This window comes from Haloarcula sebkhae (assembly GCF_014647415.1).
Lineage (GTDB): Archaea > Halobacteriota > Halobacteria > Halobacteriales > Haloarculaceae > Haloarcula > Haloarcula sebkhae.
The window spans coordinates 600,842-622,117 of the sequence record NZ_BMPD01000001.1; the positions used below are offsets into that span (position 1 = coordinate 600,842).

25 protein-coding genes are annotated in these 21,276 nt (G+C 56.8%); 8 read left to right on the forward strand and 17 right to left on the reverse strand.

The features are described from left to right. Positions 1–33 precede the first annotated feature (33 nt). Together hisE and IEY38_RS03165 are read left to right on the forward strand one after the other, a co-directional pair. Positions 34–330, forward strand: a complete 297-nt coding sequence (gene hisE / locus IEY38_RS03160) for a phosphoribosyl-ATP diphosphatase (RefSeq protein ID WP_188975273.1) — start codon at positions 34–36, stop codon at positions 328–330. Between the two features lie 63 nt (positions 331–393). Beyond that, a complete protein-coding gene (locus IEY38_RS03165; RefSeq protein WP_188975274.1) occupies positions 394–2,331 on the forward strand; it encodes a hybrid sensor histidine kinase/response regulator in 1,938 nt (645 codons plus the stop codon). A gap of 5 nt (positions 2,332–2,336) precedes the next feature. Here the strand turns inward: IEY38_RS03165 and IEY38_RS21595 are convergent, their stop codons facing one another. Both IEY38_RS21595 and IEY38_RS03170 read right to left on the reverse strand, forming a co-directional pair. After that, complete coding sequence (locus tag IEY38_RS21595; RefSeq protein ID WP_005537193.1) at positions 2,337–2,468, reverse strand: hypothetical protein; 132 nt, start codon at positions 2,466–2,468, stop codon at positions 2,337–2,339. 103 nt (positions 2,469–2,571) lie between these two features. Next, complete coding sequence (locus tag IEY38_RS03170) at positions 2,572–2,889, reverse strand: ASCH domain-containing protein (protein ID WP_188975276.1); 318 nt, start codon at positions 2,887–2,889, stop codon at positions 2,572–2,574. Between the two features lie 94 nt (positions 2,890–2,983). Here IEY38_RS03170 and IEY38_RS03175 point away from each other — a divergent pair, with 94 nt between their 5' ends. Further along, positions 2,984–3,979 carry an NOG1 family protein gene (locus tag IEY38_RS03175; protein WP_188975278.1) on the forward strand — a complete coding sequence of 332 codons (996 nt, stop codon included), beginning with the start codon at positions 2,984–2,986 and terminating at the stop codon, positions 3,977–3,979. A gap of 174 nt (positions 3,980–4,153) precedes the next feature. On the opposite strand, the gene IEY38_RS03180 is transcribed toward IEY38_RS03175, so the two are convergent. Beyond that, positions 4,154–4,864: an SIMPL domain-containing protein gene (locus tag IEY38_RS03180; RefSeq protein WP_188975280.1), complete on the reverse strand. Its 711-nt coding sequence runs from the start codon at positions 4,862–4,864 to the stop codon at positions 4,154–4,156. 61 nt (positions 4,865–4,925) lie between these two features. Continuing rightward, positions 4,926–6,206: a TIGR00341 family protein gene (locus tag IEY38_RS03185; RefSeq protein ID WP_188975282.1), complete on the reverse strand. Its 1,281-nt coding sequence runs from the start codon at positions 6,204–6,206 to the stop codon at positions 4,926–4,928. Between the two features lie 147 nt (positions 6,207–6,353). On the opposite strand from IEY38_RS03185, the gene engB reads away from it, so the two are divergent. The 4 genes from engB to IEY38_RS03205 all read left to right on the forward strand — a co-directional run bounded on the left by engB (position 6,354) and on the right by IEY38_RS03205 (position 11,860). Continuing rightward, complete coding sequence (gene engB / locus IEY38_RS03190; RefSeq protein WP_188975284.1) at positions 6,354–6,971, forward strand: GTP-binding protein EngB; 618 nt, start codon at positions 6,354–6,356, stop codon at positions 6,969–6,971. Between the two features lie 249 nt (positions 6,972–7,220). Further along, the gene (locus tag IEY38_RS03195; protein ID WP_188975286.1) at positions 7,221–8,357 is read left to right on the forward strand and encodes a hypothetical protein; all 1,137 of its coding nucleotides are present in this window, start codon (positions 7,221–7,223) and stop codon (positions 8,355–8,357) included. Positions 8,358–8,687: 330 nt separating this feature from the next. Beyond that, positions 8,688–10,538, forward strand: a complete 1,851-nt coding sequence (locus IEY38_RS03200; RefSeq protein WP_188975288.1) for a DNRLRE domain-containing protein — start codon at positions 8,688–8,690, stop codon at positions 10,536–10,538. Continuing rightward, positions 10,535–11,860, forward strand: coding sequence for a cohesin domain-containing protein (locus IEY38_RS03205; protein WP_188975290.1), 1,326 nt, complete (start codon positions 10,535–10,537; stop codon positions 11,858–11,860). Before IEY38_RS03200 ends, IEY38_RS03205 begins: the two co-directional genes overlap by 4 nt. Before the next feature lie 342 nt (positions 11,861–12,202). On the opposite strand, the gene IEY38_RS03210 is transcribed toward IEY38_RS03205, so the two are convergent. Further along, entirely contained in the window at positions 12,203–13,225 is a 1,023-nt protein-coding gene (locus tag IEY38_RS03210; protein ID WP_188975292.1) for a tyrosine-type recombinase/integrase, read from the reverse strand. Next, the gene (locus tag IEY38_RS21600) at positions 13,222–13,344 is read right to left on the reverse strand and encodes a hypothetical protein (RefSeq protein ID WP_268238732.1); all 123 of its coding nucleotides are present in this window, start codon (positions 13,342–13,344) and stop codon (positions 13,222–13,224) included. The genes IEY38_RS03210 and IEY38_RS21600 overlap by 4 nt, the downstream gene beginning before the upstream one ends. A gap of 297 nt (positions 13,345–13,641) precedes the next feature. On the opposite strand from IEY38_RS21600, the gene IEY38_RS03215 reads away from it, so the two are divergent. Continuing rightward, complete coding sequence (locus IEY38_RS03215; RefSeq protein WP_229775213.1) at positions 13,642–13,986, forward strand: ArsR family transcriptional regulator; 345 nt, start codon at positions 13,642–13,644, stop codon at positions 13,984–13,986. A 7-nt stretch (positions 13,987–13,993) separates the two neighbouring features. Here the strand turns inward: IEY38_RS03215 and IEY38_RS03220 are convergent, their stop codons facing one another. From IEY38_RS03220 to IEY38_RS03265, 11 genes are all read right to left on the reverse strand, one after another. After that, complete coding sequence (locus tag IEY38_RS03220; RefSeq protein ID WP_188975294.1) at positions 13,994–14,230, reverse strand: hypothetical protein; 237 nt, start codon at positions 14,228–14,230, stop codon at positions 13,994–13,996. Between the two features lie 58 nt (positions 14,231–14,288). Beyond that, the gene (locus IEY38_RS03225; RefSeq protein ID WP_188975296.1) at positions 14,289–14,657 is read right to left on the reverse strand and encodes a pentapeptide repeat-containing protein; all 369 of its coding nucleotides are present in this window, start codon (positions 14,655–14,657) and stop codon (positions 14,289–14,291) included. Between the two features lie 51 nt (positions 14,658–14,708). Then, complete coding sequence (locus tag IEY38_RS03230) at positions 14,709–15,080, reverse strand: hypothetical protein (protein ID WP_188975298.1); 372 nt, start codon at positions 15,078–15,080, stop codon at positions 14,709–14,711. 79 nt (positions 15,081–15,159) lie between these two features. Continuing rightward, the gene (locus tag IEY38_RS03235) at positions 15,160–16,095 is read right to left on the reverse strand and encodes a uracil-DNA glycosylase family protein (RefSeq protein WP_188975301.1); all 936 of its coding nucleotides are present in this window, start codon (positions 16,093–16,095) and stop codon (positions 15,160–15,162) included. 119 nt (positions 16,096–16,214) lie between these two features. Then, positions 16,215–17,267: a Cdc6/Cdc18 family protein gene (locus IEY38_RS03240; RefSeq protein WP_188975303.1), complete on the reverse strand. Its 1,053-nt coding sequence runs from the start codon at positions 17,265–17,267 to the stop codon at positions 16,215–16,217. Positions 17,268–17,337: 70 nt separating this feature from the next. Beyond that, complete coding sequence (locus IEY38_RS03245; protein WP_188975305.1) at positions 17,338–17,862, reverse strand: hypothetical protein; 525 nt, start codon at positions 17,860–17,862, stop codon at positions 17,338–17,340. Between the two features lie 113 nt (positions 17,863–17,975). Next, complete coding sequence (locus IEY38_RS03250; RefSeq protein WP_188975307.1) at positions 17,976–18,599, reverse strand: hypothetical protein; 624 nt, start codon at positions 18,597–18,599, stop codon at positions 17,976–17,978. Positions 18,600–18,660: 61 nt separating this feature from the next. After that, complete coding sequence (locus IEY38_RS03255; RefSeq protein WP_188975309.1) at positions 18,661–19,692, reverse strand: hypothetical protein; 1,032 nt, start codon at positions 19,690–19,692, stop codon at positions 18,661–18,663. 57 nt (positions 19,693–19,749) lie between these two features. Next, positions 19,750–20,421: a hypothetical protein gene (locus tag IEY38_RS03260; RefSeq protein ID WP_188975311.1), complete on the reverse strand. Its 672-nt coding sequence runs from the start codon at positions 20,419–20,421 to the stop codon at positions 19,750–19,752. A 115-nt stretch (positions 20,422–20,536) separates the two neighbouring features. Further along, positions 20,537–20,794, reverse strand: a complete 258-nt coding sequence (locus IEY38_RS21810) for a DUF7386 family protein (RefSeq protein ID WP_390182257.1) — start codon at positions 20,792–20,794, stop codon at positions 20,537–20,539. A 223-nt stretch (positions 20,795–21,017) separates the two neighbouring features. Further along, the gene (locus IEY38_RS03265; RefSeq protein ID WP_005537171.1) at positions 21,018–21,200 is read right to left on the reverse strand and encodes a hypothetical protein; all 183 of its coding nucleotides are present in this window, start codon (positions 21,198–21,200) and stop codon (positions 21,018–21,020) included. Positions 21,201–21,276 lie beyond the last annotated feature (76 nt).

Below are 21,276 nucleotides of genomic sequence, written 5' to 3' on the forward strand. Positions count from 1 at the left end.
CGGCCTGAAGGCCCCGCTGACCGAACGGCGGCTATGAGCGACGACACCGGTGACGTTATCGACGAACTGTTCACTGTCATCGAGGACCGCAAGACGAACCTGCCCGAGGACTCCTATACTGCGTCGCTGTTCACCCACGAGAAGGGCGAAAACGCCGTACTGGAGAAACTCGGCGAGGAGACGACGGAGCTGATTCTGGCGGCCAAGGACAACGATACCGAGGAGTTGGCCCACGAGTCGGCCGACATCGTCTATCACCTGCTCGTTCTGCTGTCGATGAAGGAGATGGATGTCGACGATTTGCGTACAGAGCTGGCCAAGCGGCGGTAAGGCGACCCGTCACCAGGAGTGGGGCACGATAGATTGACACGGACACAGTTCATATCAGGAGGTATGGGCCATGTGGTGTCGGGCATTACAGTCCTCTGTGTCGATGATGAACCGTCGTACGCAGATCTGATTGCGACACATCTCGAACGCAACGACGAGGCGATCGACGCCACCGGCGTCACGAGCGCTGCGGACGGGCTGTCGTATCTGGACGAACACGACGTAGACTGTATCGTCAGCGACTACGACATGCCCGGTATCGACGGGCTGGAGTTTCTGGAAACGGTCCGCGCCAGAGACCCGGACATGCCGTTTCTGCTGTTTACAAGCCAGGGGAGCGAGTCGCTCGCAAGCGAGGCAGTCTCGGCCGGCGTCACTGACTATATTCAGAAAAGACATGGGTCCCAGCAGTACGCCATACTCGCGCAGCGAATCCGAAACACAGTCGAACGAGTCAGAGCGAAAGCAACAGCCGACGCCGCACAGACACGGACAAAACAGATTCTCGACGCAACGAGCGATGCGGTTCTCGTCAGCGTCGCCGACACCGTCGTGTACGCGAACCCGGCGGCAACTGAACTGTTCGGTGCCACCGACAGCGACGAACTCCGCGACCGGCCGCTGACTGACCTCGTCGAACCGACGGCTGACGGCGGAGTCGAGACCGTCGAACGCGTCGTCGGGGACGACCGGACGGCTGGTCAGGTCAGACGGATGATACGAACGCTGGCCGGCAACAGCGTCCAAGCCAGCATCACAGCGTGTGACGTGACCTGGGACGGCAACGACGGCACAGTGTCGGTCATCAGCGACCGAAGTGATACCGACGAGCGCGAGCATCGACTCGAAGCGCTACACGAGGCCACCCGGCACTTGATGGCCGCCGAAGTCCACAACGAAGTCGCCGGTATCGGTGTCAACGCCGCCGCGGAGATTATCGGACTTGACGCAAACGCCGTCCACCTCATCAACGATGACGGGCAGTTAGAACCCGTCGCCGCGACCGCGTCGGCTCGGGAGTTGGTCGGTGATATCCCAACGTTCGAGCAGGGCGACAGCATTGCCTGGCGGGTGTACGAACGTGGCGAGGCGACTGCAGTTCCAGACGTGCGGCTGGAAGAGGACGTGCAGAACCCCGAGACGCCAATACGCAGCGAGCTATATCTGCCACTGGGGGAACACGGCCTTCTCATCGCCGCATCGGCGACTATCGACGCTTTCAACGAAGCAGACATCGTCGCTGGACGGGTCCTCGCGGCAAACATGGAGGCGGCCCTCGCCGCCGTCGAGCGCGACAAACAGCTCCGTGACCGTGAGCAGGAACTGTCGACGCAAAACGACCGTCTGGAACAGTTCGCAACAGTCGTCAGTCACGACCTTCGCAACCCTCTGAACGTCGCTATCGGTCGGCTGGGTGCGTTGAAAGAGGAGTGTGACGACGACAATATCGCTGCGATAGAGCAGGCACTCGACCGGATGCAGGCGTTGATAGACGACCTCCTGTTGCTGGCCCGGACCGGCGACAGCATCACCGAAATGGAAACGGTGGCACTGGAAACGGCAGTCGAGGACTGCTGGGAGGTCGTCGACACCGGCGACGCAGCGCTGGTGGTCGACACCGACCGCAAGATACAGGCAGATGCGACGCGGCTCAAGCAGTTGCTGGAGAACCTGATCCGAAATGCCGTAGAACACAGCGCTACGGACGAGCAGATGCAGTCTGGCGGTGCCAGCGACTACGACGGTCCGGGCGTGACAATAACGATGAGTGCGATTCCGGGCGGGTTCGCCGTCTCGGATGACGGCTCGGGCATCCCCGAAGCCGACCGGGAAACGGTGTTCCAAAGCGGCTACTCGACGACGACTGACGGCACCGGGTTCGGGCTCTCAATTGTCTCACAGATCGCCGCTGCGCATGGCTGGACGGTTACGCTCACTGAAAGCGATGCCGGCGGCGCACGCTTCGAGTTTACCGGCGCCGACGTGGTATCGGAAGAATAGGGCGCTCAGTCGTCGTCTTCGTCGCGGGCTTCGCTCATGTGCTCCCAGATTTCGGTACAGCCACAGCCGTCCTCAACGTCCGCGAGATGCGCCCGCTCCGGGTCGTCTGCTTTCGACTTCGCCATCGTCTCTGTCATGTAGTTACTGAGAGTTACCGGAGTTGATAAGGGTTGCCTGCGATCCAGTGGCAGACTGCTTAGCTGTCGATGCAGTCGCCGGCCGGTACCAGAAGCTCCCGTCTCACTCGTCGATGGGCGCAAACCGGTGCCTGACGACCTCGCTGTCGTCGTCCCACTCGAAGCTGCCGTGAACCTTTTTCATTCGTTCCTTGTACGCAGTGAGGTCCTCTGACCCCTCTCGCTGTGCGTCCTCGTCAGTCATGTCGCCAAGCGTCCGGTGTGTTACGTCTGTCACCTCGAACTCGGTGCCGTCTATCTCGAAGGTATCACCCTCGTCAGCATACTGGTGGCCGCGGTGCATCTGGGTGACCCGTCCCTCGGCGGCCATCTGCTGGACGTGGTCGTTGGGGAGGATCTCGCCGGCGTCAATCTGTGCCATACTGGAGTTGCGGTCGGGGCGTTGAAAAACGTGACTCGCAACAGTTTGGGGAGCGATTGAACGCGCTTTTACGCTCCGGCCGTCAACGGGACCTATGAGCCATCCCTTCGAGGGTCTGCCGACGACGCCTACCGCCGAGGAGCTCGTGGACAAAGCCTTCTCGCGGGCGTCACGCGCCGGCGGGGCCAAGGACGGGAACGAAGCCCAGCAGTCGATGCTGATGACAGCGTCGAACATCGCCTCCGACAACATGGAGAACGTGGTGACCGCGTGGCCGACGATTGACGACCTCGACCCCTTCTACGTCGAACTCGCCGACGCTGTCGTCGGCGAGGCCTACCCCGCGGACGACGACCCCGGCATCGACGCGCTGAAACAGCACCTTTCGGAGATCTCGTGGGCCGCCGACAAGGTCGTCGAGATCCGGCAGGAGTACGAGAGCCGCGTCGCCCGCGGCGACATCGACACCGCCCGGAAGCTCCGCAAGCAGGCCTTCGCCCGTATCGCCGACGTCGTCGAGGAAGTCGAAGACGACCTCGCCGCCGTCTCGACCGCGCACAACGCCCTCAAAGACATTCCCGACATCCGCCCGAACGAGCCGGCCATCGTCGTCGCCGGCTACCCCAACGTCGGCAAATCGTCGTTCGTCAACCGCGTCACGCGGGCCGACAACGAGATCGCCTCGTATCCGTTCACGACGACACAGATCCGTGTCGGCCACTTCGAGGACCAGCGCATCCGCTACCAGCTCGTCGACACGCCGGGCCTGCTCGACCGCCCGCCGGAGGACCGCAACGAGATCGAGTCACAGGCCGTGAGTGCGCTCGAACACCTCGCCGACGCCGTCCTCGTGTTCATTGATCCGAGTGGCGAGTGTGGCTATCCGCTCGCGGACCAGCTGGAACTGCGAAACGCCATCGAAGCGCGCTTCGACGTGCCGGTGCTGACCATCGCGAACAAGAGCGACCTCTCGACGGACGTGGAGGCCGACCACTACATGAGCGTTACCGAAGACGACAACGTCGACGGCGTGTTGCAGGCCGCTATCGACGCGGTGGACTACGAACTCGAACTGCCGTTTGACGAGTAGCGAGACGCCGACCACCGGGAGGCGTCTCGAGAGCGCCGAGCGGGGAGCGTAGCGACCCGCGAGGACTGCTGTCGCCGTCGCGAGGACTGTGGTCACTCTCAGAAGAACTGCAGTCACTACCAAGCGGCCGTTTGAAAACGCCGAACAAGGAACCGAAGTGTGAGTAAGAACGGCTTATTCTAGTTCGTACGTGACGCTAACCGAAGCGTCGACGGTGACATCGCCAGGCTGGATGTTCGTCCGTCCGCCGGCATCGGACGCCATTGCTTCCGCGTACACGACGGGGCGGCCGTGGTTGCTGGTCTGGACCGTGACAGCGTCACCGACGGATCGATCCTCCGCAGCGGCGACGACTTCGGCGTCCGTCCGAGCGTTGTCCATAGCGGTCGTCAGGGCTTCTTCACGGGCGTCCTGCCTTGTCTCCTCACTCAACGAATAGCGCACACCCTCGACGCGGTCCACGCCGGCATCGACGGCGGCATCGATGAGTGTCCCGGCAGTCGAAACGTTGCTCGTTTCGGCCTCAACGGTGTGGATCGCCACGTAGCCCACCTGTTCGCGGCCCTCTCTACTCTCCTCGTACTCGGGGCGGATCTGGAATCGCGAGGAGGTCACGGTTGCGCCCTCGTCTTCCAGCGCCGACGTGATGGCGTCGGCGTCGCCGCTGAGATTGTTGCGTGCCGCTTCGGCGGTCTCACCGCGACCCACGGCAGCGACGGTGACAGTTGCACGGTCGGGTGCGCGTTCGACGGTGGCGTCCGCGTTGACGCTCACAGTCGAGTTCGACGATGGCGCGGTGGCCCCGGTGTCCGCGAATGCGAACCCGACGCCGCCGGCAACAAGCAGTGCTAGCACGCCAGCGATTGCGAGTGGTCGTGATACCATATCGTCTCCGACACACCCCGCGGTATTTATGCCGTCGAACGCTCAAAGTCGGTTTTGAGCGTTAATCGCTGCGTTCGATAGTGACGTAGTGGACTTCCGTTGTGACGTTCCGGCCGGCCTGTTCGTCGGCTATCGCGTCCAGTCGGTCTACGAGCGTCGGCCGCGTCGCATCCGGCGGCAGGCCGACGGTGACAACGACCCGACGGGGCTGTTGGAAGATCGCAGTGTTGGTGGACTCGACTTCGACCGACAGCACGCTGGCAGGCGGGCTGACGCTTCCCTCGATGCCCTCGCGGATGTCCGACTCCGTCGTCGCCTGCTGGTAGGAGTCGAAGGTGACGCCGCCCAGAAACGCCGACAGGACGAGTATCGACAGGACGAGAACGCCGATGCGTTTGAGAGTCGCCGATCGCGCGTCGCTCTCCTGAAACCAGTGTTCCGGGCGGTAGCCCTGGTACCAGAGTCCGACGAGGACTGCGAGGTTGATCGAAAGAACGTTCACCAGCAGCAACACGGCAGAACCGAGACTGACGAGCGGCTGGCCCCAGGCGATGCCAATGCCGACCGTGGCCGCCGGCGGGATGAGCGCGACGGCGATCATGACGCCGACCAGTGCCGTCGAGACGCCGCTGGTGAGGCTGACGACGCCGGCCGCGCCAGCGCCGAGTGCGACGACCAGTGAGAGGAAATCGGGGGCGACCCGCTCGCGTATCTGGCCCACCGCGGTCACGTCAGCGAGCGGCGGGATGACGTTGGCGTGCCGGACGAACAAGGCGAAGACAGTCGCGCTTGCCACAGCGAGTCCGAGCCCGATGGCCTGAAGTTTGATGCCCTGTGCGAACATCTCGTGGTCGTCGACGACGGTGCCGACGTTGGCGGTCATCGCCGGGCCGATAAGCGGTGCGATGACCATCGAGCCGACGACGACAGCGGGGGAGTCGAGCAGAAGCCCCGCAGTCGCGATAATCGCGCTGATGACCGTCATCAGCGCGTAGTTCGACATCGAGGGCGCGAGATCGTTCGCCTTCGATGTGAGTTCTTCCCGGGCGATGCGGTCTTCGTCTTCCTCCTCGGCGTACTTCTCTTCTAGCTCGTCGAACTGGCTGGAGATGACAGTGTTCGCGTCCACGACGACCGTGTAGCCGTCGTCGTTGATGCCGACATCTCGCAACTCTTCGAGGACTGGTTCGAGCGCGTTTGTCGGGACTGGAAAGGTGACGACAGCGGTGAACTCCCGACCGCTCGTCTCGTCGGTGAGCACGTAGTCGATGCCCTCGTCGGCTAACACGCCTAACACGGCATCACGCTTCCCGGTCGGAATCAGTATCTGTACCAGCCGCACGGCTCCGGGTGGGACCCGCGAGGGTAAAAAAGCGGCTAGTTAGCGGGTCGTGGGTGCAGAACTGGATTGAAATGCGATCGTGAATCACGAAACAGTCGGTCCCCGCGAAACGGACGCGCTTTTCCCCGCTGGCGGAGTACACGGGGTATGTTCGAGTCACGACCGGACCGGGACGCCGAGGTGGTGCTCGTCGGTCGGTCCAACGTCGGGAAATCGACGTTGATGCGCGAGATAACGGGCCACACGTTCGACACAGGCCAGCGACCCGGTGTCACGCGTTCGCCCAACCACTTCGACTGGGCCAGCGCCGACTTCGTCATCAGTGACCTCCCCGGTTTCGGGTACATGAAAGGCGTCCCCGAAGACGTCCGCGAGGAAATCAAGACCGACGTGGTCCAGTACATTGAGCGGAACGCCGAGCAGATTCTCGTCGGTATCCTCGTCGTGGACGGCAAGTCGGTTATCGATATCATCGACCGTCACTCCGGTCCCGACGAGATCCCCCACGACGTGGAGATGTTTCACTTCCTCCGGGAGGTCGGCGTCGAACCGGTCGTCGCTGTCAACAAGATGGACAAGGTCGACGACAAGGACGAACGCCTGAATGAACTCTGTGACCGCCTCGGTCTGCACCCGCCGTGGCAGCAGTGGCAGGAAACTATCGCACCGATCAGCGCAAAGCGCGGCTCCACCAAGCCACTGAACGAAGCCGTCCGACACCACCTCCACGAGGTCCAGCGGGACGATCTGTTTCAGTTCTTCTGAGCGGCTAAATCGTTCATAACCCAGCCTTACCCGAAGATATCTCGTGTGACGGCTGAAATCCAGCGTTTGGTATCATGCGTCGTCTCGGACCGTATATGTTGCTTTCGAGAACTAATCATTCGTTAGTAGTGAAATGTAGCATATTGTCGCATATATAACAATATGCAGTAACCGCGTACAGACGAGAACGATGAGTCAGATGATTGTCTATCTCGGTCCGATACCGGGCCAGCATCTATCGAGGTGGCTATGAACCAACGCTCGTACGACTTCTTTGGCGACGTTGTCGTAACGGTTCTCGGGGCTGGCGGGCGGACGAGCCGGCAGTACCGGAAGATGTACGATCAGTTCGAGACCGACACACCTGTCAACGATCCCGACATCGTCATCGAAGAGACGACAGACGAGGTCCACGCGGAAATCGTTCTCGGGGACCCTGACGACCATTACGCCTGGACTGGCGACGAGTTCGTCATCCGAAACGGGGCGGACTTCATGGCGGTGACGCCGGGCTGGCAGCACATCCGAGTGACACACGGCTTTGAGCCGTTTTACTCCATCTATCCGGTCGAGTTCCACATCCGACAGCAGCGGGCTGCGCGACAGCAGGCGCTGATACACGCCTCGGGCGTGCGACTCGACGGCCGGACGACGCTGTTTCCGGCCTGGCGCGGGGCCGGCAAGACCAACACCTTGCTGTCGCTGTTGCGCGAGGGTGCGGACTTCCTCTCCGATGATCGGCTCTGGGTCGGCGCGGACGGCACGGCTGTCGGCTACCCACTCGGTGTGAACCTCCAGTCGTTCAATATCGAGTCGTTCCCCGAAATAAAGCGACAGCACGACACGGAACTGGACCGGCTGTGCAGTGAACTCCACGGGTTTATCGACGAGCAAGTCGACAGAACCGGTTCGTTCCCGGAAACAGCGCTCAAATTCCTGAACGAGACGTTTCTCGGCGATGATAGCCGGGACTTCACGAATATCTCGGAGCTGTATCCGCGCGCGGAATACGTCGAGCGGTCGACTGTCGATTCTGTCGTTTTCCTTCAGGCCGCACCGAACCTGGAGACAATCACTGTAGAAGGCATCTCGACCGACACTGCGATGTCGGCCACGTCGTCGATCTGTAATTTCGAGTGGGATGGGCGGCTCAGGGAATACTTCCACGCCTACGATTCGCTCGTCGACGACGGCTCAATGGTTGCCGCTCTGGATGCGGTCGTCGAACAGGAGCGAGCGACGTTCCGGGAGCTGTTCGACGACGTAGCGACCTACCGCGCACACATCCCCCGGAAACGGGACTGGGGCGACCACAACCTCGACACCGCCATCGTCGAGGCCGTCGAATCGCTTGACTCCCCGCGTGTGATACAGGCGATGGACTGAGCCGAGTATCGTATATGCGTCATGAAAACGGAGTGAAACCGAGAGTGACGGTGAGCCCCCTGGCTGTGAGTCAGTGGATAGTTGTGACGAAGAGTCCCTGTAACGATAGCGCCGAAAAACAACAGCATACTCGCAGTAACCGATCAATAACTAATCGCCGTTCGGCGAACGGGTCTGTGTTCGAGAGCCTAGCAATGTATCGATCACATGCCGAGGCCACCGGCCGGTGGCAGACGCAACAGTATCATCGTGGCTGGCGAGACAACAGGTGGATCACAAAGCGATGGGGTTGCGCCCAGACTCACCACAGGACCTGTTCCGGGTGTGAGTATGGACAGTAGCGACAGGTCCGAACGGCTGGCCACCACGACCAGACGACGGGTGCTCAAAGCCGCCGGTGCTGGCGTGGGCCTCACCGCGCTGGGAACCACCGCCAGTACCGGCCAGCAGTCGGACTACTGGACAGTCGTTGCACTGCCGGACACGCAGGTGTATGCCAAAGAGGGAACGCCCTACGGCAAGGACCAGACGCAGTGGATCGCTGACAACGCGGACGCCGAAAACATCGCGTTCGTCAGCCACGAGGGCGATGTGGTCGATCACGGTGACAACGATGCGGAGTGGCAGTACATGGACGAAGCCATGTCCACGCTCGATGGGGTGGTCCCCTACGCCACCGTGACGGGTAATCACGACTACGCGACACTGTGGGATCGGAATTCCTCTGTTGCGAAGTACAGAGAGTACTTCGGCCCCTCGCGGTACGAGGACCGGGACTGGTTCGGCGGGGCAGGGCCAACCGCCGGTGGCGAAGGTCGGGACAACCTCAGCACCTACCAGCTGTTTTCTGCCGGCGGCTACGACTTCCTCCATCTCGCCCTGGAGTGGGAGCCGCCGGGACCGGTGGACGACCAGTCGACAACGCTGGGCTGGGCACAGAGTGTCCTCGACCAGCATCCAGACCGGGCGACGATACTCACGACGCACTCGTATCTCCGCGACGGGCCACAGCGACGGACCCGGGAGGTGCAGGAGGCGAACGGCATCGGGAGCATGGGACAGACCGTCTGGGAGGAGTTCGTCGCGCCGAACAACCAGATATTCATGGTTCTCTGTGGCCACTGGCACGATGGCACGGGCAAGAGCAGCGGGGAAGCCCATCAGGTGTCGACAAACGACGACGGCTCGTCGGTGTACGAACTGCTCGCGAACTACCAGACCCGAGACGATGGCGGGCACGGCCTGCTTCGCCGCATCGAGTTCCGTCCGGGGGACGGTTCGGACGCGCCGGATCGGATCAAGGTCCGGACGTACTCGCCGAGCACGGACGAGGAACAGACCGACGAGGACTCGCAGTTCGGATTCGACCTCGACTTCGACGCTCGGTTCGGTTCGTCGTCACCCGGGACGCCGACACCGACGGCGACACCGGACACGCCAGACATACCGACTGTCACGTTCCAGCAGGGGACGGACGGCTACAGCGGGGCGACTGACACGGTGATACGCGCCGCCGAACCGGAGGCGAGCTACGGCACCGCCGAGACACTGTCTATCGACAGCAGCGATCCGGAGGGGTCGGGCAGTACCACGCAGGTTCTCCTCCGTTTCGACGGTATCATCGGGACAAACGGCGGGCAGATACCGCCCGGATCGGACGTGAAACAGGCCACTGTAGCGCTTGAAACGTCGGACGAGGGGGATGGCGCAGCGGTCCATCGACTGCGAACGGACTGGAGCGCCGATTCGACGTGGGCGTCGTTCGACGGTGGCATCCAGGCAGATGGTTCCCAGGCCGTTGCCGAGGCGGTCACACGAACCGGCGCAGTAGAGACGGGTAAGACTTCGATTGATGTGACGGCGAGCGTGCAGGCGTGGGCAAACGGCGCACAGAACGCCGGGTGGGTGTTTCGCCCGCTCGGGAACGACGGCTGGGACATCCAGAGCGCCGACAGTTCCAGACCACCAACGCTGACTATCAGCTACACTCCAAGCGAAACAGTGGCCGGTGATGTCGACGGCGACGGTGACGTCGACACTGACGACGTAGACCGACTCCAGCGGTCGATTGCCGGCGAAGACGTCGACATCGACCGGGACGCGGCAGACGTCGACGGCGACGGCGACGTCGACATCGGCGATGCCGTTGCCGCCCGGAACTTGGCAGGAGATAACCCATGAGAGCCAGCCGAACGCTTGTTATCGCCGTTGCCCTGACAGTCGTAGTCGGGACGCTCCCGATAGCGGTCGCTACCATAGCTCCGGGGTCAGCAAGCGCGATTTCGGTCGGTACCACCGTCTCGGGAGCGTCCGGCGACGGCCTCGCCGTTGCTCCCGGTGAAACAGTCACCGTGCAGGTCTGGGCCAACGCAACGGCAGTGCGTGGGTACCAGACCAATGTCACGTTCGACCCAACTGTCGCGGAGATCAACACCGTTGCCGGGAGCGACGACTTCGACGACCCCGTCACAAACGTGAACAACGAGGCCGGCTGGGTTGCGTTCAATCAGCTTCGGTCCGGGGAGACGGACGACCCTATTCTCGCCGAAATCACGCTCACAGTCCCGGAAAATGCGTCTGGGTCCACACAGCTCGACTTCGTCGACGCGGACACGAAACTGTCCGACAGCGACGGCGAGACTGTCACACCCGAAGCCTACAACAGTATTGAGCTACGCGTCGACACTGGTTCATCGACCCCAACAGACACGGCGACACCATCGGAAACGGACACGCCAACGGCTACGGAAACAGCAACCGAGACTGATCGCGGAGCAGAAAACGACACCGACGATTCTACCGGCAGCAACGACAGCGATAACAATGATAGCGATGATGACAGCAACGATAACGACGATGATGATAACAACGGCGGCGGGGGCGGTGGGGGTGGAGGTGGAGGCGGTGCTATCTCCCCCCCTGAACCATCATTCTCGGTCGTAAACACGTCGCTCAACAGAACATCGGTCGCGCCTGGCCAATCCGTCCTGGTCTCCGGAACCGTCGAGAATGATGGCGACGACGACGGGACGTTCGAGGCGCGTGTCTATGATAACGGAACAGTGACGGGGACGAACGCAAGCCTCGAAATCCCGGAGGGAGAACAGCGTCAGGTGAACCTCACAGTCCGGTTCAACTCATCCGGTGTCCACGCCGTGAAACTCAATATAACCAATGTGGGGAACGTGACCGTTCGAACGGCCAACAGCACCACGAACGGGACGATGAACGCAACTGGAAACGAGACGATAAGTGGCACAACAACTGCGACTGTCTCATCGACACCAGATTCGACAGCGTCGACCACTGTAACCGACACCACGACGCAGACTGGCGCAGAGACCACAGCCTCGGACGCTGGGACTGGCACGACGACATTCGCCTCAGAGACGCAGACGACAACAACGGATAGCTCCGGCCCCGGATTCGATCTCGCTGCCGTTGTCGTCTCGCTATCGCTGTTGCTTGGCTGGCTCGGCTATCGACGGAACGGGGAGCAATGAGTCGCGACTGCAGATAGTCAGTTGTTTCCACCATATTCTGCACGGTGAGAATCTTAGACCGAAAGCGGTCGTTCCGATAGTTGAGTCTTGGAGCGAGTACTCCTGCGAAAAAATACCAGATTACCACACCGGGTGTGCTGAAAGGGCCGAGTATCCGCGACAGCAACTGTATGAAATCAGTGCAAGACTCGCGATGCCTCATCTCTACATCGATAACTGCCACTCAGGCGCAGTGCTGTCGCTAATCTGCCGTGTTCTACTGTAGAAGAATTGGTATGGACTCGCCGGGTAGTAGTCTGAAATTTACACGACAGCGGGGGGTTGTGTTTGGTAATGGTCATGTTAGATTCTCTCCAGTTGCTTCTTTCGAACCGCCATTTTCTCCTGATTCGTCCGCACGTCGTAGTGCTCATACAGCACTTCGAGCGATACGTCGCATCGCTCGCTGACGATCTCCGGAGACACGTCGCTGTTCAGGTGGTAGGTGATACTGCCACGCCGGAGTCCGTGGGGTGACCGAGAAGACGGGCATTTGCTGTGGGCCGCACGCGCTCCCAATGCCTCGCAGGTAGACGGGTCCGACGGGTCGGCATCGTGGGGACACCCACCAAGAACGCACGGCTGGGTGAGCTTGTTCACCCACTTGTAGATAGTGTCACCCGCGGGTCGGCCGTGCATCGAGGTGACGAGTGGCTCGCGGCCGTAATCGTCGGTTCGATCGTAGCGGTCAGGGTTGTCGAGATAATCGTCGACGACCTGGTAATCGCTCGGACCGAGGTAGACCCACCGTTCGCCGTCTTCACCGTTCTTGAGTTTCGTACCCTCGTCGATTCGATGCTCAAGCACCAGCGCGTAGTCGTCGGGACGAAGATCGTCAACATCCAGTGACCGCAAGGCCGACCGGCGCATCGCCGTCTTCCACAGGATCAGGAAGACGACGTGATCCCGGCTCGCGTAGCGGTACTCGTGAAGGTAGTCGAGTATCCGGTGTGCCCGGTCTGCGCTCAGGTGGACTTCGCGGCTCTCGGCTCCGTCGGGCAGCTCGGGCGCGTGGACCTTCTCGGCCAGCCCATCGTCAACGCCCTCGATGTCGGCCCAGTAACGGAGGGCTTCGCGAATCGTCGAGAGCTGCTTCTGGAGGGTCAGTGCCGCGATGTCACCTCGTCGCCAGGCCACGAAATCAGCCAAGTCACGGCCGGTGAGGTTGTTCAGGTTCTCAATATCCCGCTCCTCGCACCACTCTCTGAAGAACCGGAGCCGTGTCTTCGCGTTCCGCATCGTACTCTCGCGGACGGACGGCTCGCGGTGTCGGAGGAACCGCTCAATGCCGTCCTCTGGCGAGAGATCCATCAGATCCTCGCTCATGCTCGCCCCCGGCTTCGCTTTCGATGGCAACCCAGACAGTGTGACTGGCCGGGGTAGCAGAACTCCTCACAGCCATCCGTCTCGCACCTGTCCACGTCTTCGATGACGCGGTCGCTCACGTACGTGCACCTCCAAATAATACCTGCCAATTTCCGCAGGCTATTATGTTGGCTATACCGCTGGTCGTTGGGCTACTTTCAATAGCCCGCTCGTTCTCGTCTTTCATGGCTTCGCAAATCTCTCACTGGGATTGGAAGCCACCCCGGCGTGTACCAGCACGCCGGACCTTCTGCGAGGCCCGTGAACGGGGAGGCTTCATTCCACTATTAGCAAGATAGTACTTATAGATACCGTTGGTAGCTACGTCTAATAGCCACCGAAGATATCACATTACTTGATACCAATGGTACTTTTGGATGACTGCCTCCCAGAACCCGATAGTGAAGCTGAAACGTCCGGTAGATTTCGAGATTTTGGAGGCTCTTAGCGACGGTCAGCGTGATGTCGGTGTGAACGTCGCTCAGCGTCTCGACAGAAACCGGAGCTACATCAACACCCGACTCCCACAGCTCAAGGATTACGAACTCCTTGACCGCGTGGGACCGTCCGAACGTTCCGGTCTGTACGAGATCACACCAAAAGGTGTAGCGGCTCTGCGGCTCCAAGACCAGTACGAACAGGACGAGTTCGTGGATCTTGTTGATGAACGTGCGGAGGGCATTGATATCAAACCGCCCCAGATCGTCGAAGACGCCGACTGACATTCTCTTAGACCCTCGCGAGTCGTGCCGTCACATCGCCGGCCCACTCCGGTAATTCGAGATCCGCTAACTTGCCGTCGCGCCAGCTCGTCACGACCTGGGTTTCACCGTCTCGGGTCAGGTCGACGCGCCACTTCCGGCCGTCTTCGGCGGTGATGTCGAAGCGTGCGCCTCCGTCTCTGAGGGCTTTGATGTGTTCAACGGTCACCACCTCACCAGTGTAGACTTCGACTGTTCCTTCCATACACTGTGAGCCGAGGGGAGGAAACGGGTTAAAAAGGCGCTATATTTCCGGGAGAATTCTACTCGTGTTCTACGCTGCGTATTTCTTGCCCACAGACAGCCGCGCCTGCTTTTTTGAATTCGGTAAGTGAAAGGCCGGTCTTCCGAAGATCCGCACCAGTTAGGGTAGCGAATCGAAGATCTGCACCGGCTAGATCAGCACCGTAGAGGATTGCACCAGAAAGATCCGCGTAAGACAGAGTTGCCGTGTTGAGATTGGCGTGCTGTAGATTCGCATTGGAGAGGTCTGCGTTTCGAAGTGTGGCATTCGAGAGGTTTGCACCAGAGAGGTCAGTGTTCTGGAGATTTGCATCTTCAAGGGATGCCCCACTGAGGTCTGCATCTGGGCGAATGTCGTCAGGTGTCACGTCGTCGTCTGTGATGTGCATGTGTTGACTGGAATTTTGGTAGCCGTATCTTAAGCTTCTGAGCCGACGGTTCTATTCCCGGATAATCCGTTCGAGTGTCATTGGATGTCCATCTGGACTGGTGAACTGCCAAGACAGTGCTTGCTTGACCGGAACCGACACACCCTCCGGAGCAGGTTGTGCCGAGAACGTATCGGGAGAGAGACCAAGCCAGACTGCGATGACACGGGGCGTGAGATCGCTATATTTCACTACAATTTCGCCAAACTGAGGCGCATCGGTCCAGTTTGTAAGCTCTCCTTGATCTTGCACCCACATTGTAAAGAGATTGCCAAGTGCAGAGGTACTTTCAGTTCCTTGGTACAGAGATTCGAATTCTTCACCGTCCACCACAACGGTCAGACACCATTCGTAGCGGCAGCGTGATGTTGTTTTTTCCGACATCCGGACTTCTAACCGGTCGAGTATTCCTATTAAGAATACCGGTTTAGCATATTTAATACGGGGGACCAATGGTCGAATATTACATACAATCGACCGCAGCTCTAGCCAGGGAACTGGCAACCAATCTCTTTTTTCCACCGGGAGAGTTCCAGTTGTAGCGTTCTGGGTAACCAAAATCATCCATGCTAAAACTATGATTTGACCACAATTTCGAAACATCTCCCCAGCCTCGTGAGGTGAAGTGAGGGCTGCAAACCAGATTAAAGTCGTATAAATCTGAACTATAGACTTTCACTGGATTACTTTCAGCCTCAGTATCAAAGACCAAATCAGAAATGAAATCATCATAATTGGAATCCCATTTTACATCTAATTCATTGAATATATTGTCAACCTGATTGACACTCCTTTTATCAAACACCACTACCACATTAGGATTAATTTTTTCCAGTTCAGAGTGTAACCACTGTAGACAGGTAGATTTTCCAGAACTATTCAAATCGGATACATCAGCGTCGATTTCTCTTTCGATATCGTCATTTGAATGAATGTCCGAACATTTTGCAGAATTGGTATAATATATATTACAATCTTTCCCGAGCTCTTTATTAAATGCCTTATTAAATTCTTTAGCAAACATTTCCCAATATCCATAATTTCCAGCCTGGTCTAATTCGGGAAGTGTGGTTGGGGACGGAACTGGTCGATCATATGAGTGATCACCGTTCTTCACTTCCCTGAAATCTTTCCAATGTCTATCATTTCGTTCAATATCGATATTCTTTGCAGTTTCATAACCGCCCGGTGCCTCCCCAAGAAATACCACATCTGCATTGGGCGATCCGTACCCAAAAAATGGACTACAGATATTATCTCTATCATTCCGTCCACATCCCTTACAGGGATTTTTGCTGTTTTTACTAGGTTTTTGACCGTCATATTGTCTTACAGTCGCTTTTTTCCAGTACTCAAAAATTTCTAGTGGCGATTCAATTGTTGGCCCTTGATCTACCATTGATTGTGCCTTATTAGGTCAGGCACTTAGCATTACATTATCAGGACATTTTCACATATTCATTTCATCGCCACCTTGCTTCCCGCCCTTACAACACGATGCGCTATAGTGTCCGAGATTTAGACAGTCAAGTTCACTAGAATTGGAGACTCAACCTCTTGATCAGAAGCAGTATAAGTTCGGTGACGATTCACGCCCTCTACTTTAATCAGCTCGTACTCTTCGAGCTTCGAGAGCTTCAGCCGTCTCGACCTCTCCGATACCGGAGTCTGCCCACGCCCACGGTACACATCGTCGGCCACCGCCTCGTACCGCTCGTGCAACTCCCCAGCCTGCAGCCCACCGCCCACACGGATCAGTTCGTACAGTAGCTGGTGGTGGAACGGCAGCGATTTCAGATTCTGCTCCAGAATGTACCGCTTCGCGCGCTCGAACGCATCCGCTACGTCGTCGCTCTCGATTTCGCTGTGATCCCGTTCCTCGGCCAGCAGTGCCGCTTGTCGAAGCGCCTGAATGCCCTTTCGGGCGACGCCGGCCACTTTGTCGGCAATTGCTTCCAACTGCTCGCGTGTGATCACACCAGACGGTAGCCCACGCCGCGCCCGTGCTTCGAGGATGTCCGCCAGCTCGTCGACATGGTAGCGGTCCAGTCCAAACTCCGTGAATGACAGTCGTCGCCGGAGTCTCCCGTCAAGTCGGGATAGCCACTCATCAGGATTGTGGCAGATGACGACGACAGACAGGTTCTCGACATCCACCAGACGGTCCAGTGCATCCGTCGATGGAAGGCCGTCAGCCTCGTCGAGGACAACGATCACCGGACTGGTCACGCGCTCCTGCAGCTGGATACAAAGATCCTCACGGGGGACGTTCACCGATGGGTCACTACCAGGGAGATCGTGAAGAACTGAGCGGACAACACCGGCGGTCGTTTTCCCAAGACAGCGAACATGTGCCGTCTGAACGTCGACGTGTCCGGTGAGTTTCTTCAGGGAATGTCTGGTCAACGCGGTCTTCCCTACGCCTGGTGGGCCGTGAATTAGTACGTCGTGGGCCCGATCGCCACCAAGTGCAGGTTCCCACGCACGGGATAGGTGGTCAACGGCGGCTTCTCGATGGAGGAGGCGACGCGGGAGGTGCTCATCATCAAAGACAGCAGGGTCGGCGATCATCTTGGGTGTGGGTGAGAACGGACAGCAATATAAACAGGTGCGACACTTCCGAGAGATGTGTATTCACATATTACAGTACTTCAAGTGTCAATAGAGTACGTCCAGATTGACCGACATCTTTTATTTCCGTTAGCCGCTCCAAATCCCCTCCCTCATACTCTTCGTGCTCTGCAATCTTTAGCGGAAAATAAAATTTCCAATCCTTGATCTCATCGCATTCCAGAGTATTAGTGTCTGAGTTGAAGGTGGAGTTCGGAGGCCCATAGACCGGCTCAGCCTCAATTGACCCTCTGGATTTAATCTTCAGTTTGTAGCCTGAGATAGACTTGTCAATATAAACACGGATGATTGCAGATGGGTCTACTTCAGATACATCGCCTTTTTCTGAATCAACTAGCCCCTTGTCTTTGAGTCGTCTGTCAATCGGTTCAGGATCCGCTGGGTCCCAGTCAATGTATATATGAAATGGTTGATTATTATACCAGAATATTATTGCGGGGACAAATAGAGTTGCCAAGGCAACGAGAATTAATACAAGTTCTACAGTTTGTAGATAATCGGGCTTGTTAGGTGCCCCAGCAACTGCTGACAACATCCAAAACCCACTAGATAAAGGTGAGCTGAGTTTAAATCGTAATGTGTTGGTGTATGATTTTCCAAATATTTTTACTTTTCTGGGTAAGAAACTAAGTATTTTCCGCCAGATCATTAGGCATCAAAGATAGTAGATTCGAAGATCTGAATGACATACTCTCTAAGCTCCTCGTTATCCGAATTGATTGATAAGCGGTTGTCACGGTATTCAACCTCAACAGACTCGCCATTATGATCAAATCTTATATCTGCGATCTTTGGAGAGAACTGCTCAACATTCCCAGATGCAATCTCCTCAGCTCGCTTGACTTCCCCGTGTGGAGTGTAGACTTTCAAGTCAATAACCTTGTTTGCCGCATCAATGAAATCCCAGACCTTCTGCTGATTAGGGACGAAACTTCCGCCAATTTCAAATCCACCGTTGAGGGTTTCCTCGATCGCCGAAACAATTTTGCTAGGTTTCGGACGGTCTCGTTCTGTTCTTACCAACATCAATCCAGAGCCAGTCCTAATCTGCAAGGAACCTTCAGAAGTTTCTGGACTCCCAAACCGCGGGTTGGATTCGTATTTGTATTCTCCCCGGATAATTTGTTGTCCCGAAAATGGATAGGTTGGAATATCACTGAACTCGGGAGGAGTAGAGGTTTCGTCCCAACTGATCTCAATGATATCTGACTCTTGAACAGATGGCTGGTCGGACCCTCTGACCAGCGCTTCCCGAACTGTTTCAACAGCCATCTGTTATGTAGGGAGTACTACGAACGCACCCGATTTACCTCTTGTGACCGAGCAAAAATTTCTATGCATTGTCGAAATCGGACGGTTCAGCGTCTTCTCCGCGTTTATCCTCATAATCTTCGATCAAATCATCCAGATCAAACTCTAACTCAACATTGTTCTCAGATGCGGCACCGATGAGGTCATCAAAGAATGAGAAGGGAGGGTACTTTTCTGTATCGTCCATCTGCTCCCACTTAGTATACAAACCTACAAATTCATCGACAAAGAATAAGGCGATAAGGGCACGTTTCAATTGTGTTTCGGCGTTATCGACGTCACCAGCAACTTTCACGTGTATTCTGCCGCTGGTCTTTATTTCAGCGGTTACGTCGTAGCCATTGACTTTGAACATCCCCTCGATCATTTGGAAATCCATTTCCTGCAGAATTGCGACGATTATTGGAAGGGATTTTGCAATATTTTGTGAGTCTTCAACACGCCCACGGTGGCCATAGTCGTCCTGGTCTCCCATTACCTCAGAGGATTCAAGCCGTCTAACAGAGATTGGGCCGGGTACATTAACCTCGTCGTCAACGTATCGATACACTAGCCACAAGAAGAAATCTGAGTCAAAATCAAGTTCTTCCGTTTTGACCTCCTCACCCAGTGAGGAATTAACTCGTGAGAGCGTTTTTTCGACTTTATCCTTAGAGCCTTGAACCAGAAGGTAGTCGGGGAAATCCCAGTAGACGTACGCATTGCTCGTGTTTCTTAGCCATGCAGAGGTCGTGTTGCCATCATTATCGACGAATTCTCTGTTTTCTGAACCTTCGTAGTTTTCCCAGACATACTCTTTGTCTATAAGATCCGACGCTAGATTTTCCAAGTCACTCTCTAGTACGTATCCTTGTCCATTGACGAGACTAGATAGGTCAAGGTCGCGAAACCCTTTCTTTTCGTCATGTGGGTTTCCACGACTGAATTCGCGTAGATCGCTCAATAGTTCCTCACGCATATCTTCAGGGTCGTCATGGTTAACGACCGTTCGACGTAGGCCATTGAATACAAGTCGACCGCTATAATCGAAGTCCGGCCTCTCGTCCTCTGCCATGTATTATAAATTTGGTGTGGTAGACAAGTATAAAAAGCTGTCTACAATTATGACGCTTCAGTCAAGATGATGAATAACATTATTCAGAATATAGTCAGCAAATTCTTCGGAAGAAAAGTCACTCGGCTGATATACTTCGATATAGCCCGACTCAGCCGCGGTCATTTTGATTTTGCTCGTCTCGTCTTTGATTTGTAGACCTATTTGGTTGAGCTGACAATCTCCAACAACCTCTCCAAAGTCAGAATCGTCAAAAACTTGATCACCATGAATAACTCCATTTTCTGCCTTCCCACTTTTGCCGTAGAAACCTGCTTTCCAAGGGTCTGCATTCTCTTGCTCTAACAGATAGCCTCTTAAATCAAATTCAGACTCGATGACAGTAGCGCTAGGATGCTGGCTTGCAATGAGATCAAAAACGAAAACCCCAGAGCTGTCACCAGCGACAACAAACTCGCCAGGACACGAGAGAAACCGAGTGTATTTGGTGACTTTTGTAGGCGTTTGTTTTTGTGTGATCTCTCCATCAGAGATGTCGACCTGCTCTCGTTCTTCTATTGTTTCAACTGCAGCACGCCCCTCATAAAGAGGAATACCCTGATCAGTTTTTAATTCTCTCTGTACCTCGATACACTGATGTAAGTTCTCGTCCCCCTGGTCAATTATTCGATCCATATCTGAGATCTTGTCGAAATTACCTTTCACCACGCCCAATTTTCCAGCTTTCATAGTGCAGGGAACCAATCGACGGATAGTAATAATACGGTTGATTCCTGATTCTACTGAGGACCGATCTGATTACTACCATGACTCATTATAGATCTGCTTATGAAGTATCTGAGCTTCACCGCCATCTGCTCTCGACACTCGTCCGATACCGCAACCTAAGGACACTAGTGTTGAACCGCTGAATCGTACCGGGGTCCAACTCTTCACGCGCATTCTGAATATTCTCCTCACTCTCGATCAAGTGCGTCAGCGCCGCGTCCAATACGTCAGACATCGGCGGATCATCGTGTTGGTCACTCGCGACAATCGCACTCGCCTTATCCAGTAGTCGCTGCCGTTCGTCGGTGATCTTGAGACTGGTGCGTCGAGTCATGGTTTAAACTGGTGTATGTACCGGGGGTTGATTCGCGTCGTTCTGGAGTGAGTGACAGGGTGGTTCTTCATAAACTGGGGTCGGGCCGTCGACGTGATTGTGCCGAACCGCCACCGGGACCAGCTCGATTCTATGCACCCTATCCCGCGGCCCACAGCCCACAGGTGCATACATCGAGGATTGGCGTTACATCTGAGTCTAACCCCACGGGGTCGGGCTCGGATCATGGGCTGACCAACTCTAATCGGTAGTCACCTTCGTCGTCCTGGTCAAGACTCTCGACCTTCGCCCAGTGGTTACCCACCAGCTCGCCATCCTCGTCGACGACACCGCGCTCGCGGAGATCGTCTATCGGTATCGAGACGGTCACACAGCCACCTGCCGGGGAGAGTTTTCGCATCTCCATGCCGCCGGCGGTGCAGTCCCGGTACTAAAATTTACTGAGTCCCGGGAATACCGCGATTCGGTGCTTTCTAGCCAGC

What these genes read in the sequence shown, in the direction of transcription:
- IEY38_RS03255 (WP_188975309.1), bottom strand. Translation starts at nt 19,692, where the DNA reads ATGGCAGAGGACGAGAGGCCGGACTTCGATTATAGCGGTCGACTTGTA.
- IEY38_RS21810 (WP_390182257.1), bottom strand. Translation starts at nt 20,794, where the DNA reads ATGACTCGACGCACCAGTCTCAAGATCACCGACGAACGGCAGCGACTA.
- IEY38_RS03260 (WP_188975311.1), bottom strand. Translation starts at nt 20,421, where the DNA reads ATGAAAGCTGGAAAATTGGGCGTGGTGAAAGGTAATTTCGACAAGATC.
- IEY38_RS03175 (WP_188975278.1), top strand. Translation starts at nt 2,984, where the DNA reads ATGAGCCATCCCTTCGAGGGTCTGCCGACGACGCCTACCGCCGAGGAG.
- IEY38_RS03165 (WP_188975274.1), top strand. Translation starts at nt 394, where the DNA reads ATGGGCCATGTGGTGTCGGGCATTACAGTCCTCTGTGTCGATGATGAA.
- engB (WP_188975284.1), top strand. Translation starts at nt 6,354, where the DNA reads ATGTTCGAGTCACGACCGGACCGGGACGCCGAGGTGGTGCTCGTCGGT.
- IEY38_RS03265 (WP_005537171.1), bottom strand. Translation starts at nt 21,200, where the DNA reads ATGGAGATGCGAAAACTCTCCCCGGCAGGTGGCTGTGTGACCGTCTCG.
- IEY38_RS03205 (WP_188975290.1), top strand. Translation starts at nt 10,535, where the DNA reads ATGAGAGCCAGCCGAACGCTTGTTATCGCCGTTGCCCTGACAGTCGTA.
- IEY38_RS03195 (WP_188975286.1), top strand. Translation starts at nt 7,221, where the DNA reads ATGAACCAACGCTCGTACGACTTCTTTGGCGACGTTGTCGTAACGGTT.
- IEY38_RS03215 (WP_229775213.1), top strand. Translation starts at nt 13,642, where the DNA reads ATGACTGCCTCCCAGAACCCGATAGTGAAGCTGAAACGTCCGGTAGAT.
- hisE (WP_188975273.1), top strand. Translation starts at nt 34, where the DNA reads ATGAGCGACGACACCGGTGACGTTATCGACGAACTGTTCACTGTCATC.
- IEY38_RS03210 (WP_188975292.1), bottom strand. Translation starts at nt 13,225, where the DNA reads ATGAGCGAGGATCTGATGGATCTCTCGCCAGAGGACGGCATTGAGCGG.
- IEY38_RS03180 (WP_188975280.1), bottom strand. Translation starts at nt 4,864, where the DNA reads ATGGTATCACGACCACTCGCAATCGCTGGCGTGCTAGCACTGCTTGTT.
- IEY38_RS03225 (WP_188975296.1), bottom strand. Translation starts at nt 14,657, where the DNA reads ATGCACATCACAGACGACGACGTGACACCTGACGACATTCGCCCAGAT.
- IEY38_RS03170 (WP_188975276.1), bottom strand. Translation starts at nt 2,889, where the DNA reads ATGGCACAGATTGACGCCGGCGAGATCCTCCCCAACGACCACGTCCAG.
- IEY38_RS03250 (WP_188975307.1), bottom strand. Translation starts at nt 18,599, where the DNA reads ATGGCTGTTGAAACAGTTCGGGAAGCGCTGGTCAGAGGGTCCGACCAG.
- IEY38_RS03220 (WP_188975294.1), bottom strand. Translation starts at nt 14,230, where the DNA reads ATGGAAGGAACAGTCGAAGTCTACACTGGTGAGGTGGTGACCGTTGAA.
- IEY38_RS21595 (WP_005537193.1), bottom strand. Translation starts at nt 2,468, where the DNA reads ATGACAGAGACGATGGCGAAGTCGAAAGCAGACGACCCGGAGCGGGCG.
- IEY38_RS03235 (WP_188975301.1), bottom strand. Translation starts at nt 16,095, where the DNA reads ATGGTAGATCAAGGGCCAACAATTGAATCGCCACTAGAAATTTTTGAG.
- IEY38_RS03240 (WP_188975303.1), bottom strand. Translation starts at nt 17,267, where the DNA reads ATGATCGCCGACCCTGCTGTCTTTGATGATGAGCACCTCCCGCGTCGC.
- IEY38_RS03200 (WP_188975288.1), top strand. Translation starts at nt 8,688, where the DNA reads ATGGACAGTAGCGACAGGTCCGAACGGCTGGCCACCACGACCAGACGA.
- IEY38_RS03230 (WP_188975298.1), bottom strand. Translation starts at nt 15,080, where the DNA reads ATGTCGGAAAAAACAACATCACGCTGCCGCTACGAATGGTGTCTGACC.
- IEY38_RS03245 (WP_188975305.1), bottom strand. Translation starts at nt 17,862, where the DNA reads ATGTTGTCAGCAGTTGCTGGGGCACCTAACAAGCCCGATTATCTACAA.